Source organism: Streptomyces sp. NPDC057682 (assembly GCF_042799575.1).
In the GTDB taxonomy this organism is placed as follows: domain Bacteria; phylum Actinomycetota; class Actinomycetes; order Streptomycetales; family Streptomycetaceae; genus Streptomyces.
This window is the reverse complement of the sequence record NZ_JBHVIN010000021.1, coordinates 166,416-180,173: the sequence shown is the minus strand read 5'-3', so window position 1 is coordinate 180,173 and position 13,758 is coordinate 166,416. Positions and strand designations below refer to the sequence as shown.

Genomic DNA, 13,758 nt, shown 5'->3' with positions numbered 1-13,758 from the left:
TCGCTTTCCAGTTCTTCGCTTTCGCGTTTCCCTTTCCGGCGAGTCCGACTCTATCAGATCCTTTCGGGCCTGATTCCCAGTCAGCGGGGTTTGTCATCCGGGCCGTTGGGCCCTTCCGACGAGTGAGACATTAGCGAATCACCGGCCCCGACGCTAATCGGGGTCGCGTTCCTTCGAACGCGGATTCCTCATTCCGCGGGCGCGCACAGAAAAGCCTGCGACAGCTGTCGCGTGCTCGTGTGGTTACTGCGGAATGGCTGTCCGGGGACCGACCGGAGTCGGCGCTCACGTCGGACAACTCGGAGCACACTACGGATGCGCGGGGGCCGTGTCAACCCCCGGCCTGGGCGCACTGCGGTGAAAGGCGAGGCGGTAGTCGCGCGGGCTGGTCGCCAGGTGGGTGGCGAAGTGCTGGCGCATGGTGATCTCGCTGCCGAAGCCGGTGCGCCGGGCGATCTCGGGCAGGGGGAGGTCGGTGCGCTCAAGGAGCTTCTGAGCTGCGGCGACGCGCTGGGTGATGAGCCAGCGCAGGGGTGTGGTGCCGGTGGTGGCCTGGAAGTGGCGGGCGAAGGAGCGCGGGGACATCCCGGCGAGGGCGGCCAGCTCGGCGACGGTGTGCGGTTGGTCCAGACGGGTCAGGGCGTGGGCCCGTACGGCGGCGAGGGTGTCGGCGTCGCGATCGGTCTGCGGGGTGGGGTACTCGATGAACTGGGCCTGGGTGCCGGTGCGGAACGGGGCGGTCACCATCGAGCGGGCGATCGTCGCCGCGGTCTCCGCGCCCTGGTGCGTGCGTACGAGGTGCAGGCACAGGTCGATGCCGGCCGCGGTGCCCGCCGAGGTCCAGAGGTTGTCGTCGTGGACGAAGAGGGCGTCCGGGACCACGGTCACCCCGGGGTGGTGGGTACGCAGGAGCCGGGTGAGGTTCCAGTGGGTGACCGCGCGGCGGCCGTCGAGGAGTCCGGCCTGGGCGAGGGTGAAGGCGCCCCCGCAGAGGGCGGCGATCGGGGTGCCCCGGTCATGGGCCCGGCGCAGCGCTTCGAGGACCGGGGCGGGGGCGGGGGTCACATGGTCGTCGAGGCCGGGGACGACGATCAGGTCGGCGCGGGCCAGCCAGGTCAGGGTGCGGTCGGGGGTGAGCGCGAGGCCTCCGCGCAACGGGATCGGGACGTCGGTGGCGGCCGTGCGGCGCAGGACGAAGGGGGGCACCCCCCGGTCCGTACGGTCCACGCCCCAGACCTCCGTGATGACCGAGACGTCGAAGGCACGAATGCCGGGGAAGGCGACGAGGGCGATGCGGAAGGGGGCGGGGCGGGGCTGTCCGGGCGCGTCCATGCCCGCAGTAAAGCACCGGGCTGGCAGTAAAGCATCGATCGATGGCTTTTCGACCTCTGGGACGGCGGGGGCGCGGGCGGCAGGATCGTGGTCATGGAGATCGCAGGGAACGCAGCGCTGGTCGTGGTGGACGTGCAGGTGGGCTTCGAGGAGGAGGCGTTCTGGGGGCCGCGGAACAACCCCGGTGCCGATGACAACATCGCCGGGCTGATCGACGCCTGGCAGGAGAGCGGGCGGCCGGTCGTCTTCGTACGGCATGACTCGCCCAAGCCCGGGTCGCCGTTGCGGGCGGGATACGGGGGCAATGACTTCAAGCCGTACGTGGAGGAGCGACGCGGTCGGGGCGCCGGGGCCGAGCTGCTGGTGACGAAGAGCGTGAACTCGGCGTTCTACGGCTCGCCGGATCTGCGGGCGTGGCTGGACGCGGCGGGGGTGCGGCAGATCGTGGTGGCCGGAATCCAGACGAACATGTGCGTCGAGACGACGGCGCGGATGGCGGGGAACCTCGGGTACGAGGTGTTCGTGCCGCTGGACGCCACGTACACCTTCGATCTGACCGGCCCGTGGGGCTGGACGCTGGCGGCGGACGAGGTGGCGCGGGCCACCGCCGTGTCGCTGCACGGCGGTGGGTTCGCGACGGTGGTGCGCAGCGCCGAGCTGGTCGGGGCCGTGCGGTAGGGGTGGTCCGCGGCGAAGGGGTCAGCCGTTGCCGGAGGCCAGTTCGCGGCTGCGGTCGCGGGCGGCCTCCAGGGCGGCGATGAGGGCGGCGCGTACGCCGTGGTTCTCCAGTTCGCGGATGGCGCTGATGGTGGTGCCGGCCGGGCTGGTGACGGCCTCGCGGAGCTTGACCGGGTGTTCGCCGCTGTCGCGGAGCATCACGGCGGCGCCGATGGCGGCCTGGACGATGAGGTCGTGGGCCTGGGCGCGGGGCAGGCCGAGGAGGATGCCGGCGTCGGTCATGGCCTCGACGAGGAAGTAGAAGTAGGCCGGGCCGGAGCCGGAGAGGGCGGTGGCGGCGTCCTGCTGGGACTCGGGCACCCGCAGGGTCTTGCCGACCCCGCCGAAAATCGTCTCGGCCGAGCCCAGATGGCCGGGGGTGGCGTGGCTGCCTCCGGAAATGACGGACATGCCCTCGTCGACCAGGACGGGGGTGTTCGGCATGACCCGGACGACCGGGGTGCCGGTGGCGAGACGGTCCTCGATGAAAGCGGTCGTGATGCCGGCGGCGGCGCTGATGACGAGGCGGTCGGCGGTGAGGTGCGGGGCGAGTTCGTCGAGGAGCCGGCCCATGTCCTGGGGCTTGACCGCGAGGATGAGGATGTCCGCGCGCTTCGCGGCCTCGGCGTTGGTGACCGAGTCGACCCCGTAACGGTCCTTGAGTTCGGCGGCGCGTTCGGAGCGGCGGGTGGTCACCAGGAGGTCGGCCGGGCGCCAGCCCGCCCGGATCATGCCGCTGAGCAGGGCCTCGCCGATCTTGCCGGTGCCGAGGACTGCAACTGTCTGGGTCATGCCGTTCACCCTCCGGGCGGTGCTCGCTGTGCACGGGGCTCCGTACGCGTCCCGGTCATCCTCGCACCGGCCCGTCAGGTGGTGCGGCGGCGGAGGGTGGCGGCTCCGAGGGCGAGGACGACGAGGGCGCAGCCCGCCACGATGCCCACGTCGCGGACGAAGGCGCCGGTGATGTCGGCGTGGTGGAGGACCTCGTTCATGCCGTCGACGGCGTACGACATGGGCAGGACGTCGGAGACGGCTTCGAGGACGGGGGCCATCTGGTCGCGGGGGATGAACAGTCCGCAGAGCAGGAGCTGCGGGAAGATCACGGCCGGCATGAACTGGACGGCCTGGAACTCGGACGCGGCGAAGGCGGAGACGAAGAGGCCGAGCGCGGTGCCGAGGAGGGCGTCGAGGACGGCGACCAGGAGGAGCAGCCACGGCGATCCGGTGACGTCCAGGCCGAGGGCCCAGACGGAGAGGCCGGTGGCCAGCAGCGACTGGACGACGGCGACGGCGCCGAAGGCGAGTGCGTAGCCGGCGATGAGGTCGCCCTTGCCCAGGGGCATGGCGAGGAGCCGTTCCAGGGTGCCGGAGGTGCGTTCGCGCAGGGTGGCGATGGACGTCACCAGGAACATCGTGATCAGCGGGAAGATCCCGAGGAGCGAGGCCCCGATGGAGTCGAAGGTCTGCGGGGAGCCGTCGAAGACGTACCGCAGCAGGGTGATCAGCACGACCGGGATGAGCAGGAGCAGCGCGATGGTGCGCGGGTCGTGGGTGAGCTGGCGCAGAACGCGGCCGGCGGTGGCGAGGGTGCGGGCCGGGCCGATCGGCGGGGTGGCCGCGGGCGGGGTGGCGGTCGTGGTGCTCATCGGGCGTTCTCCTGACGGGTGGCGGCCGCGTCGACCAGGTGGAGGAAGGCTTCTTCGACGGTGGCGGTGCCGGCGTCGGTGCGCAGGGCCTCGGGGGTGTCGTCGGCGAGGATCTCGCCTTCGCGCATGAGGAGCAGCCGGTGGCAGCGCTCGGCCTCGTCCATGACGTGCGAGGAGATGAGCAGGGTGGTGCCCCGGTCGGCGGCGAGGGTGTGGAAGAGGTTCCAGAGGTCGCGCCTGAGGACGGGGTCGAGGCCGACGGTGGGCTCGTCGAGGACGAGCAGTTCGGGGGTGCCGAGCAGGGCGACGGCGAGGGAGACGCGGGTGCGCTGGCCGCCGGAGAGCGCCCCGGCCAGGGCGTCGGCGTGGCTGGTCAGGTCGACCTCGGTGATGGCGCGGGTGACGGCGTCCCGCCGTTCGTCGCGGTGGCGGCGGCCGGGCCGGAGGACCGCCGCGAAGTAGTCCAGGTTCTGGCGGACGGTGAGGTCGGTGTAGACGGAGGGGGCCTGCGTCACATAGCCGATGCGGGGGCGCAGGGAGGGGTGGCCGGCCGGGCTGCCCAGGACGTCCAGGGTGCCGGTGACCTTGGCCTGGGTGCCGACGACGGCACGCATCAGGGTGGATTTGCCGCAGCCGGAGGGGCCGAGGAGTCCGGTGATCCTGCCGGGTTCGACGGTGAAGTCGAGTCCCTTGAGGACGGTGCGGCTGCCTCGTACGACGGTGAGGCCACGGGCCTCGATGGCGACGCCCGAAGAATTCATCATGTGATGAATTTTGATCCCGCCACGGCCCCGCCGTCAAGGGAGCGCGCACCGGCGGGGCCGTGTCGGGACGTACGGGTCGGGCGCTCAGCGCAGGGCGACCTTCAGGTCGACGACGTACCGCTCCTCGACCGTGCCGTCCGGGAAGAGCGCGGCGAGACGGGCGCGCTCCTCGGCGAGGAAGCGTGCGGCCGGTTCCGCGTCGATGACCAGGAAGGCGGAGTGGCTGCCGAGGTTGGCGAGGTGGGTGTCCAGCGGGACCCGGCGGGTCCACGGGATGCGGCGGTGCGCGAAGCCGAAGGCGTCCGGCAGATCGCGCAGCTCCACGGCCGAACCCTGCGCGCTGGTGTCCCGGGCCCCCGCCTCCTCCAGGAAGAAGCGGCGCAGCCGGGCGTCCTGGTCCGCGAGCCACGGCGTCTCCCGGTCCGCGACGTTCCACCACAGGGCGAGCGCGCCGCCGGGGCGCAGGACGCGGCGGGCCTCGGCGGCGGCGAGCGCGGGGTCGGTCCAGTGCCAGGACTGGGCGTACGTGATGAGGTCGGCGGTCTCCGCGGCGAAGGGGAGGCGGTTGCCGTCGGCCCGGACGAGGGGGACGTGCGGCAGGTGCCGGTGCAGTTCGGCGGCCATGCCGGGGCCGGGCTCCACCGCGACCACGCGGGCGCCCCGGTCGTCGAGCAGCCGGGTGGAGATGCCGGTGCCCGCGCCGACGTCGAGGACGCGGGCGCCGCGCAGCGGGCGGCCGGACAGTTCCACGATCGCGGTGAACAGCGCGGGCGGATAGCCGGGGCGGGCCGCGGCGTACTGGGCGGCGGCCCGGTCGAACGAGCGGGCACGGGCGGCGACGAGGGCGGCGGGGTCCTGCGGACGGGATGCGGTCATGGGGCCATCGTGGACCCCGGGGTGTACGGGCCGGGAGCCCCGGCGTACCGGCGGGAGCCCGGCCTGCCGGCGCGAGCCCGGCGTACCGGCGGGAGGCCCGGCGTGCCGGTCCGACTCGGGGTCCAGGCCTGCGTCGGCCCCGGATCCGGCCCGGCCCCGGATCCGGCCCGGCTTCGGTCCCGCTCCGGCCCCGGACCGGTGCTACTTGCGGCGGGGCTTCTTCGGCTTGGTGTTCTTGCGGGCCGCCGGGTTGCCGGTGCGGGACGCGCGGCGCTTGGCGAAGCGGGCTCGGGCGGCCTCGTACTCCTCGCGGTGGAGCTTCTCGCCGGGCGCCTCGGAGAACGTACGGAAGAAGTAGGCGAGCAGCGAACCGACGAAGCCGATGGTCTTGAGTCCGCGCAGGCTGTCCTCGCGGGCGGGGTCGGCCGGGCGGCGGCTGAAGCCCTCCCAGGTCTTGCGGAAGGCGATGGCGCTGCAGACGGCGAACATCAGCACGACCAGCATGCCGACGAAACCGCCGATGTCGGCGACCTGCAGGCCCTCGTACGCGAAGCGGAGCACGAAGCAGGAGGCGACGGCGGCGGCCAGCGAACCGACGGCCGCTCCGACGCGGCGCAGTCCGTAGTTCCCGTCGTGGGCGACCCAGGTGGTGCCGAAGAAGCGGATCGGCTCCGGCTGCGGGCCCGGGGCGGTCGCGGGGGCACCGGCGGGGGCCTCGCGGTCGGGGGCGGTGCCGTCGGGGGTGTCGCTGTTCTCGCTCACGGGACCGATTATCCCAGGCGCCGGGGTGCCGGACGTGCGTCCGGCCCCTCCCGCGCGGGGCCGGAGGGGCCGGAGACGGAACCCGGGAGGGGTCAGCCGAGCTTGGAGACGTCGCGGACGGCGCCCCGGTCCGCGCTCGTCGCCATGGCGGCGTAGGCGCGCAGCGCGGCCGAGACCTTGCGCTCGCGGCCCTTCGGCGCGTACACCCCGTTCAGCGCGGCGCGGCGGCCGGCCAGCTCCTCGTCACCGACCAGGAGGTCGATCGAGCGGTTCGGGATGTCGATCCGGATGCGGTCGCCGTCCTCGACGAGCGCGATCGTGCCGCCGGACGCCGCCTCGGGCGAGGCATGGCCGATGGACAGGCCCGACGTGCCGCCGGAGAAGCGGCCGTCCGTGATCAGCGCGCAGCTCTTGCCGAGGCCCCGGCCCTTGAGGAACGAGGTCGGGTAGAGCATCTCCTGCATGCCGGGGCCGCCGCGCGGGCCCTCGTAGCGGATGACGACGACGTCGCCCTCCTTGATCTCCTTGCGGAGGATCTTGTCGACGGCCTCCTCCTGCGATTCGCAGACGACCGCCGGGCCCTCGAAGGTCCAGATCGACTCGTCGACGCCCGCCGTCTTCACGACGCAGCCGTCCTCGGCGATGTTGCCCTTGAGGACCGCGAGGCCGCCGTCCTTGGAGTACGCGTGGGCCACATCGCGGATGCAGCCGCCGGCCGCGTCCACGTCGAGGGTGTCCCAGCGCTCGGACTGCGAGAAGGCGGTCGCGGAGCGGACGCAGCCGGGGGCCGCGTGCCACAGCTCGACGGCCTCGGGCGACGGGGAGCCGCCGCGCACGTCCCAGTTCTTCAGCCACTCGGCGAGGGTGTCGGAGTGCACCGCGTGCACGTCCTCGTTGAGCAGACCGCCCCGGTGCAGCTCACCGAGGATGGCGGGGATGCCGCCGGCCCGGTGGACGTCCTCCATGTAGTACGTCCCGCCGGGCGCGACGTTGGGGGCCACCTTCGACAGGCACGGGACGCGGCGCGAGACGGCGTCGATGTCCGAGAGGTCGTAGTCCAGCTCCGCCTCCTGGGCGGCGGCCAGCAGGTGGAGGATCGTGTTGGTGGAGCCGCCCATCGCGATGTCCAGCGCCATCGCGTTCTCGAAGGCTGCGCGGGTGCCGATGGCGCGCGGCAGGACCGTGGCGTCGTCCTGCTCGTAGTAGCGCCGGGTGATGTCGACGACCGTGCGGCCGGCCTCCTCGTACAGCGCCTTGCGGGCGGTGTGCGTGGCGAGCACCGAGCCGTTGCCGGGGAGGGAGAGGCCGAGGGCCTCGGTCAGGCAGTTCATCGAGTTGGCGGTGAACATGCCGGAACAGCTGCCGCAGGTGGGGCAGGCGTTCTCCTCGATGCGGAGGATGTCCTCGTCGGAGACGTTCTCGTCCACGGCGTCGCTGATCGCGTTGATCAGGTCGAGCTTGCGGACCGTGCCGTCGACGAGGGTGGCCTTGCCGGCCTCCATCGGGCCGCCGGAGACGAAGACCGTCGGGATGTTGAGGCGCATCGCGGCCATCAGCATGCCGGGGGTGATCTTGTCGCAGTTCGAGATGCAGATCAGCGCGTCGGCGCAGTGCGCCTCGACCATGTACTCGACGCTGTCCGCGATCAGGTCGCGGGAGGGCAGGCTGTAGAGCATGCCGCCGTGGCCCATCGCGATGCCGTCGTCCACCGCGATGGTGTTGAACTCGCGGGGCACCGCGCCCGCCGCCTTGATCGCCTCGGAGACGATCCGGCCGACCGGCGCGAGGTGGGTGTGGCCGGGGACGAACTCGGTGAAGGAGTTGGCGACGGCGATGATCGGCTTGCCGATGTCCTCGCTCGCTACGCCCGAGGCCCGCATAAGGGCGCGGGCGCCCGCCATGTTGCGTCCGTGGGTGACCGTGCGGGACCTCAGCTCGGGCATCGTCGCTCGCTCCTTAGACAGAAAAGACTGTCTCCGAGCGTACGCCTCCGGTGCCAAGATCTGGACACGGTGTCCGAAATGCGGGACGGGCTGCTCGGTCCGTGAGTGCCGCGCGGGGGTACGGTCAGCGCTCGGTCAGATAGCGGCGGAGCGTGGGGGCCACCATCGCGATGATCCGTTCCGGGTCCGCCGACGCCAGCGGTTCGGCGCGCACCACGTACCGCAATATCACGATGCCCACCATGTGCGAGGCCGCCAGCTCCGCGCGGAAGGTCGGATCGGGGACGTCCAGCCGCTCCGCGATCCGCTCCAGCAGCCGCCTCAGCACGAAGGCCCGCAGCACGTCGGCGGCGGCCTCGTGGGTGAGCGCCGAGCGGATGACCGCGAGCAGCGGGACGCGGGTCACCGGGTTCTCCCAGATCCCGATGAAGTAGCGGGCCAGCCGCTCCCCCACGTCCGCGCCGCCCTCGCCGAAGAGTTCCGCGATGTCCAGGACCGGCTCGAAGGAGACCTCGATGGCCGCGGCGAAGACCTCGTCCTTGGTGCCGAAGTAGTGGTGGACCAGGGCCGGGTCCACCCCGGCCGCCTTGGCGATGCCGCGCACCGAGGTCCGGTCGTAGCCGCGCTCGGCGAACTCGGCGCGGGCCGCGTCGAGGATCCGGGTGCGCGCGTCCGGGCCCGGTCCGGCGTCGGCGCGGGCCGGGCGGCCCCGGCGCCGGGGGCCCGGGGTGCCGTCGTCCGGGGTCATGGGCGGGGCGCCCGCGCGGAGGAGGCGAGGTGGAGCCGGGTGAAGGCCAGCGCCTCGGCGAGATCGGCCTCGCGTTCGGCGGAGGACATCGCCCGCCGGGTGTTGACCTCGATGACCACATGGCCGTCGAAACCGGTCCGGGCCAGCCGCTCCAGCAGGGCGGCGCAGGGCTGGTCGCCCCGGCCGGGCACCAGGTGCTCGTCCTTGTTGGAGCCCTTGCCGTCGGCCAGGTGCACATGGGCGAGCCGGTCGCCCATCCGGTCGACCATGCCCATGCCGTCCGTCCGCGCGGTCGCGGTGTGCGAGAGGTCGACGGTGAAGTGGCGGTAGTCGTCGTTGGTGACGTCCCAGTCGGGGGCGTACGCGAGCATCTCGCGGTCCCGGTAGCGCCACGGGTACATGTTCTCGACGGCGAACCGCACATCGGTCTCGTCCGCCATCCGCCAGATGCCGCGGACGAAGTCGCGGGCGTAGTTGCGCTGCCACCGGAACGGGGGGTGGACGACGACGGTCGTGGCGCCGAGCTTCTCCGCCGCGGCGCGGGCCCGCTGGAGCTTGACCCAGGGGTCGGTGGACCAGACGCGCTGGGTGATGAGGAGGCACGGGGCGTGGACCGCCAGTATCGGCACCCCGTGGTAGTCCGAGAGGCGGCGCAGCGCCTCGATGTCCTGGCTGACCGGATCGGTCCACACCATGACCTCGACGCCGTCGTATCCCAGGCGCGCGGCGATCTCGAAGGCCGTCGCCGTCGACTCCGGATAGACCGAGGCCGTCGACAGGGCGACCTTCGCATCCGGGATGCGCACCACTGGTTCTGCCACGCAGACAGCGTACGGGCAGCGGTGCGCGCCGCCGAGGGAGCGGGACGGAAAGTGAGAAGGGCCATGGATCCGGGCGGCCGGACCCGGGTGGCCCGGAAGAGGCACACACCCTCCCCAGGAGCGGCGCGGGCGGCGGGCCGCCTCGGTGGGCGGGCCCGGCCCGGGAGAGGCCCGCGGCCGGCCCGGGAGGCCTGCGGCCGGCTCAGGTCAGGGCCCGTCCGTCCCAGGAGCGGCGCGGCCGGGTCTGGCTCAGGTCAGGGCCGCGTCCTCCCTGGACGTCAGATGGTCCAGACGGCGCAGGATGACGCCCTCGCGCAGCGCCCAGGGGCAGATCTCCAGTTCCTCGACGCCGAGCAGGTCCATCGCCCCCTCCGCGACCAGCGCTCCCGCGAGCACCTGGGCCGCGCGGCCCTCGGAGACGCCGGGCAGGGTGCCGCGCTCCTCGGCCGTCATCGCGGCGAGCTTCGGCACCCATTCCTCCAGCGCCCGGCGGCCGAGGGTGCGCTGCACGTACAGCCCCTCCGTGGAGCGGGCGGCGCCCGCGATCCTGGCGAGCTGCTTGAAGGTCTTGGAGGTGGCGACCACGTGGTCGGGGCGGCCGAAGCGGGTGAACTCGCCGACGCTGCGGGCGATCCTGGCCCGCACATGCCGGCGCAGCGCCCTGACCTCCGCCGGGTCCGGCGGATCGCCGGGCAGCCACCCGGCGGTGAGGCGGCCGGCGCCCAACGGCAGCGACACCGCGGCGTCCGGCTCCTCGTCGATGCCGTACGCGATCTCCAGCGAGCCGCCGCCGATGTCCAGGACCAGCAGCCGCCCCGCCGACCAGCCGAACCAGCGGCGGGCGGCGAGGAAGGTCAGCCTGGCCTCCTCGCTGCCGCTGAGCACGGCCAGGTCCACGCCCGTCTCCTCGCGGACCCGGGCCAGCACCCGGTCGGCGTTGCTCGCGTCGCGCACCGCCGAGGTGGCGAAGGCCAGCACGTCCTCGCAGCCCTTGTCCTCCGCCGCCTGGAGCGCGTCGGCGACCGTCGCCACCAGCCGGTCCACGCCGACCGGGCCGATCGCGCCGTCGTCGTCGAGCAGTTCGGCCAGGCGAAGTTCCGCCTTGTGCGAGTGCGCGGGCAGCGGCCGGGCGCCGGGGTGCGCGTCGACCACCAGCAGATGAACCGTGTTCGACCCCACGTCGAGGACTCCGAGTCTCATACGACGAACGCTACTGCGGCCCCCGGCCGGTCCGGACCGGCGCACGCATCCGCGCACATGCGCCGGTGCGCCTTACTCTGGGCGCGTGCCAAAGACGAAAAAGGCGAAGCCGGGCAAAGCCACGAAGAAGCAGACGAGCGGGCGGGCCACCCCGCCGGTGCGGACGGAGGAGCCCGACGAGAAGGGCATCGACTTCGCGCGGGCCTGGGTGGAGTTCCCCGACCCGGCCGACGACGAGCAGGTCTTCCGCTGCGATCTGACCTGGCTGACGTCCAGGTGGACGTGCATCTTCGGCAGCGGCTGCCAGGGCATCCAGGCGGGGCGCGCGGACGACGGCTGCTGCACCCTGGGCGCCCACTTCTCGGACGAGGACGACGAGAAGCGGGTCGCCGAGCACGTCGCGCGCCTCACCCCCGAGCTGTGGCAGTTCCACGACGTGGGCAGCGAGTCCGGGTGGGTCCAGACCGACGAGGACGGGGAGCGGCAGACGCGGCGCTGGCAGGGCTCCTGCATCTTCCAGAACCGTCCCGGCTTCGCCGCGGGCGCCGGCTGCTCCCTGCACATCCTGGCGCTGCGCGAGGGCCGCGAGCCGCTGGAGACCAAGCCGGACGTCTGCTGGCAGCTGCCGGTCCGGCGCACGTACGACTGGATCGACCGGCCCGACGACACCAGGGTGCTCCAGGTGTCCATCGGTGAGTACGACCGCCGGGGCTGGGGTCCGGGCGGGCACGATCTGCACTGGTGGTGCACCTCGGCGACATCGGCGCACGGCGCCGGCGAGCCGGTCTACGTCTCCTACCGGCCCGAGCTGACGGAGCTGATGGGCAAGGAGGCGTACGAGCGGCTGGCCGAACTCTGCGAGGAACGGCTCTCCGCCCTGCTGCCGATGGCCCCGCACCCGGCGGATCCGGCGTAGGTCCCTGGTCCGCTCTAGTCGGCCCGGGGCGGGGTGCCGGGCCCGCCCTTTCCCGGCTCCGAGGTCGACGGCGGGGCCGTCGGGTCCGGCGAGGGGCTGGGCGAGCCCGGGTCCGTGGGCGGCGGGGTGCTGCCCGTCGGGTCGGGGGTCGGCGTCGGAGTGGGCGTCGGATCCGGGTCCGGCGACGACGGCTCCTGCGGTACGGGCGGGTGCGGGCGGGACGGTCCGCTCGGGGACGGCGGGGGGACGGACGGGGCCGCGCCCCCGTAGCCGTGCAGGGCGACGACCGCTCCGGAGGGGGCGACGGCGATCCTGGCCGTCCAGTACCCCGCGGGTTCGCGGACGTGGTCCACCAGGACCCGGACCGTGGTGGACGCGCCCGGGGCGAGCCGGCCCGAGGTGGCGCTCAGCCTCAGCCAGGACTGGGCCGTGCCGGCGGTCCAGGCGACCGGACCGGACGCGGAGGCGGTGAGCGTGAGCGTGGTCGTGCCGCCGGAGGAGCGGGCCTCGACGGTGAGCCGGCCGGTGCGCCGCTCCCGGCCGTCCCCGTCCGGGTCCGATTCCGCGCCGATGACCTCCGCGGAGACCTCGGGGAGGCCGTCGCCGTCCGTGAAGGGGCGGCTCTTCTCGGGGCGTGCGTTGCCCGCGTTCTCGTAGTGGCCGTACGGGGCCTCGGTGCTGCGCTCGTCGTTGTCGGTGGCGGTGACCACGGGGCCCTCGTGGCCCTCGCCGGTGAGGGGCGCGCCCCGGTAGGCGGACCAGAGCGCGATCACGGGGGCGGCGACCACCGTGGCGACCACGGTCGTCGTCATCACCCGGGACCGCAGCCGGTCGCGGCGCGCCGCGTGGTCCTTGGGGTCCATGGGGAAGCCGGTGCGGTCGAACCGGGGTGTGGCGGACCGATTCTTCTGATGCTTCTGCGCCTGGAGCATCGCCACATACGCGGAGGGGCGCGGCGCCTCGACGACCGCCAGCGCCGCCGCCGGCGTGATCGCGGCACCGGGCCAGGGACCCCGCGCGTCGGCCCGCTCGGCGGCGCGCCGGCACCGCGGGCAGTCGTCCACGTGCCGGACCAGCTCACGGCGGAGCGGGGCGGAGAGGAGCAGCATCCGGTCGCCGGTGAGCCGGCCGACCGCGGGGCAGGTGCCCGTCTCGGCGACGGCGAGGGCGGCCCGGGTCCGCTCGACCTCGCAGGCGGCGGCCGCCAGGAGCTCCCGGGCGGTCGCCGGTTCCAGCCCGAGGACGGCGGCGACGGCGCGTGGGGCGAGGCGGTGGCGGACGGCGAGCTCCAGGGCCTCGCGCTGCTCGGGTGTGGTCCCGGCCGCCTCGGGCCAGGCCAGCCGGGCCAGCTCGCGCCGGTGCGCCTCCGCGGCGGCCGGGCTCTCGGACCACGGTGACGGGGCGGCGGGGGGCTCGGAGCGGGCCTGGGAGGCCCCGGCGGACTCGGACGGGGGTGGGGAAGCGGGGGAGGAGCGGGGTGCGGGGGTGGTGACCGGGGGCTTGGGGGCGCGTGCGGAGGCGGCCGTGCGCCGTCCCCGGCGGCCCGGGTGCGCGACGGGGCCCCGGTGGTCGTCGCCGGCCGGGGACGGCTGTCCGTGCGCGCGGGCGGGGTCGGGCCCGCGGTGCGCCCGCCGGCCCTGCTTACGCTCGGCGAGCCTGCGCAGGCACATCCAGCGGGCCAGCGCGTACAGCCAGGTCCTGCGCTCCTCCTCGCCCGTGGGACACCGCCCACCCTGCCGTTCGGCCAGGGCGAGGACGGCCCCCAGCGCCTCGGTGGCGGCGTCGTGGTCGCAGAGCACGGAGAGGCAGTAGGTGAACAGACCGTCGAGGTGCGGCTCGTAACGGGCGGGCGGCCGCTTCGGCGAGGCATGGGGCGCGCGGCGCGGCGCCCGGTGTGCGCCGGGGGTGTTCGCGGGGGTCTCCAGCCTGCTGCTCGTCACCTTGCGACCGTAGGCAGGGCGGACCACCCCCTCGTACCTCTTGCGGACATTTAACCCTTACGGGTGAACGTATCGGTGGACAAGGGACACCGG

General features: G+C 73.7%; 13 protein-coding genes. 2 read left to right on the top strand and 11 right to left on the bottom strand.

The genetic code is table 11. The annotated features are described in order from the left end of the window. Positions 1–309 precede the first annotated feature (309 nt). Positions 310–1,332, bottom strand: coding sequence for a GlxA family transcriptional regulator (locus ACFVDM_RS32460; RefSeq protein WP_383648813.1), 1,023 nt, complete (start codon positions 1,330–1,332; stop codon positions 310–312). A 93-nt stretch (positions 1,333–1,425) separates the two neighbouring features. On the opposite strand from ACFVDM_RS32460, the gene ACFVDM_RS32455 reads away from it, so the two are divergent. Then, positions 1,426–2,010 carry a cysteine hydrolase family protein gene (locus ACFVDM_RS32455; protein WP_383648810.1) on the top strand — a complete coding sequence of 195 codons (585 nt, stop codon included), beginning with the start codon at positions 1,426–1,428 and terminating at the stop codon, positions 2,008–2,010. A 21-nt stretch (positions 2,011–2,031) separates the two neighbouring features. On the opposite strand, the gene proC is transcribed toward ACFVDM_RS32455, so the two are convergent. The 9 genes from proC to ACFVDM_RS32410 form a co-directional block, all read right to left on the bottom strand. Continuing rightward, positions 2,032–2,841, bottom strand: a complete 810-nt coding sequence (proC, locus tag ACFVDM_RS32450; protein WP_383648808.1) for a pyrroline-5-carboxylate reductase — start codon at positions 2,839–2,841, stop codon at positions 2,032–2,034. Between the two features lie 74 nt (positions 2,842–2,915). Next, complete coding sequence (locus tag ACFVDM_RS32445) at positions 2,916–3,695, bottom strand: ABC transporter permease (protein WP_383648805.1); 780 nt, start codon at positions 3,693–3,695, stop codon at positions 2,916–2,918. After that, entirely contained in the window at positions 3,692–4,459 is a 768-nt protein-coding gene (locus ACFVDM_RS32440) for an ABC transporter ATP-binding protein (protein WP_383648801.1), read from the bottom strand. Before ACFVDM_RS32440 ends, ACFVDM_RS32445 begins: the two co-directional genes overlap by 4 nt. Before the next feature lie 84 nt (positions 4,460–4,543). Then, positions 4,544–5,335 carry a class I SAM-dependent methyltransferase gene (locus ACFVDM_RS32435; RefSeq protein ID WP_383648797.1) on the bottom strand — a complete coding sequence of 264 codons (792 nt, stop codon included), beginning with the start codon at positions 5,333–5,335 and terminating at the stop codon, positions 4,544–4,546. A gap of 201 nt (positions 5,336–5,536) precedes the next feature. Beyond that, entirely contained in the window at positions 5,537–6,097 is a 561-nt protein-coding gene (locus ACFVDM_RS32430) for a hypothetical protein (protein ID WP_383648795.1), read from the bottom strand. A gap of 92 nt (positions 6,098–6,189) precedes the next feature. Beyond that, a complete protein-coding gene (gene ilvD / locus ACFVDM_RS32425) occupies positions 6,190–8,040 on the bottom strand; it encodes a dihydroxy-acid dehydratase (RefSeq protein WP_383648792.1) in 1,851 nt (616 codons plus the stop codon). A gap of 124 nt (positions 8,041–8,164) precedes the next feature. Next, positions 8,165–8,788, bottom strand: coding sequence for a TetR family transcriptional regulator (locus tag ACFVDM_RS32420; RefSeq protein WP_383648788.1), 624 nt, complete (start codon positions 8,786–8,788; stop codon positions 8,165–8,167). After that, positions 8,785–9,609, bottom strand: a complete 825-nt coding sequence (locus ACFVDM_RS32415; RefSeq protein ID WP_383648785.1) for a sugar phosphate isomerase/epimerase family protein — start codon at positions 9,607–9,609, stop codon at positions 8,785–8,787. The genes ACFVDM_RS32420 and ACFVDM_RS32415 overlap by 4 nt, the downstream gene beginning before the upstream one ends. A gap of 249 nt (positions 9,610–9,858) precedes the next feature. Continuing rightward, positions 9,859–10,809, bottom strand: a complete 951-nt coding sequence (locus ACFVDM_RS32410) for a Ppx/GppA family phosphatase (protein WP_383648782.1) — start codon at positions 10,807–10,809, stop codon at positions 9,859–9,861. An 85-nt stretch (positions 10,810–10,894) separates the two neighbouring features. Here ACFVDM_RS32410 and ACFVDM_RS32405 point away from each other — a divergent pair, with 85 nt between their 5' ends. Continuing rightward, a complete protein-coding gene (locus tag ACFVDM_RS32405) occupies positions 10,895–11,725 on the top strand; it encodes a hypothetical protein (protein ID WP_383648778.1) in 831 nt (276 codons plus the stop codon). Between the two features lie 14 nt (positions 11,726–11,739). Here ACFVDM_RS32405 and ACFVDM_RS32400 read toward each other — a convergent pair whose 3' ends face one another. Next, positions 11,740–13,665 (bottom strand): hypothetical protein, encoded by a 1,926-nt coding sequence (locus ACFVDM_RS32400; RefSeq protein ID WP_383648776.1) that lies wholly within the window; start codon positions 13,663–13,665, stop codon positions 11,740–11,742. Between the last annotated feature and the right edge of the window lie 93 nt (positions 13,666–13,758).

Bases quoted from the DNA above. Each gene is read 5' to 3' on its own strand.
- ACFVDM_RS32455 (WP_383648810.1), top strand. From the start codon at position 1,426: ATGGAGATCGCAGGGAACGCAGCGCTGGTCGTGGTGGACGTGCAGGTG.
- ACFVDM_RS32435 (WP_383648797.1), bottom strand. From the start codon at position 5,335: ATGACCGCATCCCGTCCGCAGGACCCCGCCGCCCTCGTCGCCGCCCGT.
- ACFVDM_RS32420 (WP_383648788.1), bottom strand. From the start codon at position 8,788: ATGACCCCGGACGACGGCACCCCGGGCCCCCGGCGCCGGGGCCGCCCG.
- ACFVDM_RS32440 (WP_383648801.1), bottom strand. From the start codon at position 4,459: ATGATGAATTCTTCGGGCGTCGCCATCGAGGCCCGTGGCCTCACCGTC.
- ACFVDM_RS32460 (WP_383648813.1), bottom strand. From the start codon at position 1,332: ATGGACGCGCCCGGACAGCCCCGCCCCGCCCCCTTCCGCATCGCCCTC.
- ACFVDM_RS32410 (WP_383648782.1), bottom strand. From the start codon at position 10,809: ATGAGACTCGGAGTCCTCGACGTGGGGTCGAACACGGTTCATCTGCTG.
- proC (WP_383648808.1), bottom strand. From the start codon at position 2,841: ATGACCCAGACAGTTGCAGTCCTCGGCACCGGCAAGATCGGCGAGGCC.
- ACFVDM_RS32445 (WP_383648805.1), bottom strand. From the start codon at position 3,695: ATGAGCACCACGACCGCCACCCCGCCCGCGGCCACCCCGCCGATCGGC.
- ilvD (WP_383648792.1), bottom strand. From the start codon at position 8,040: ATGCCCGAGCTGAGGTCCCGCACGGTCACCCACGGACGCAACATGGCG.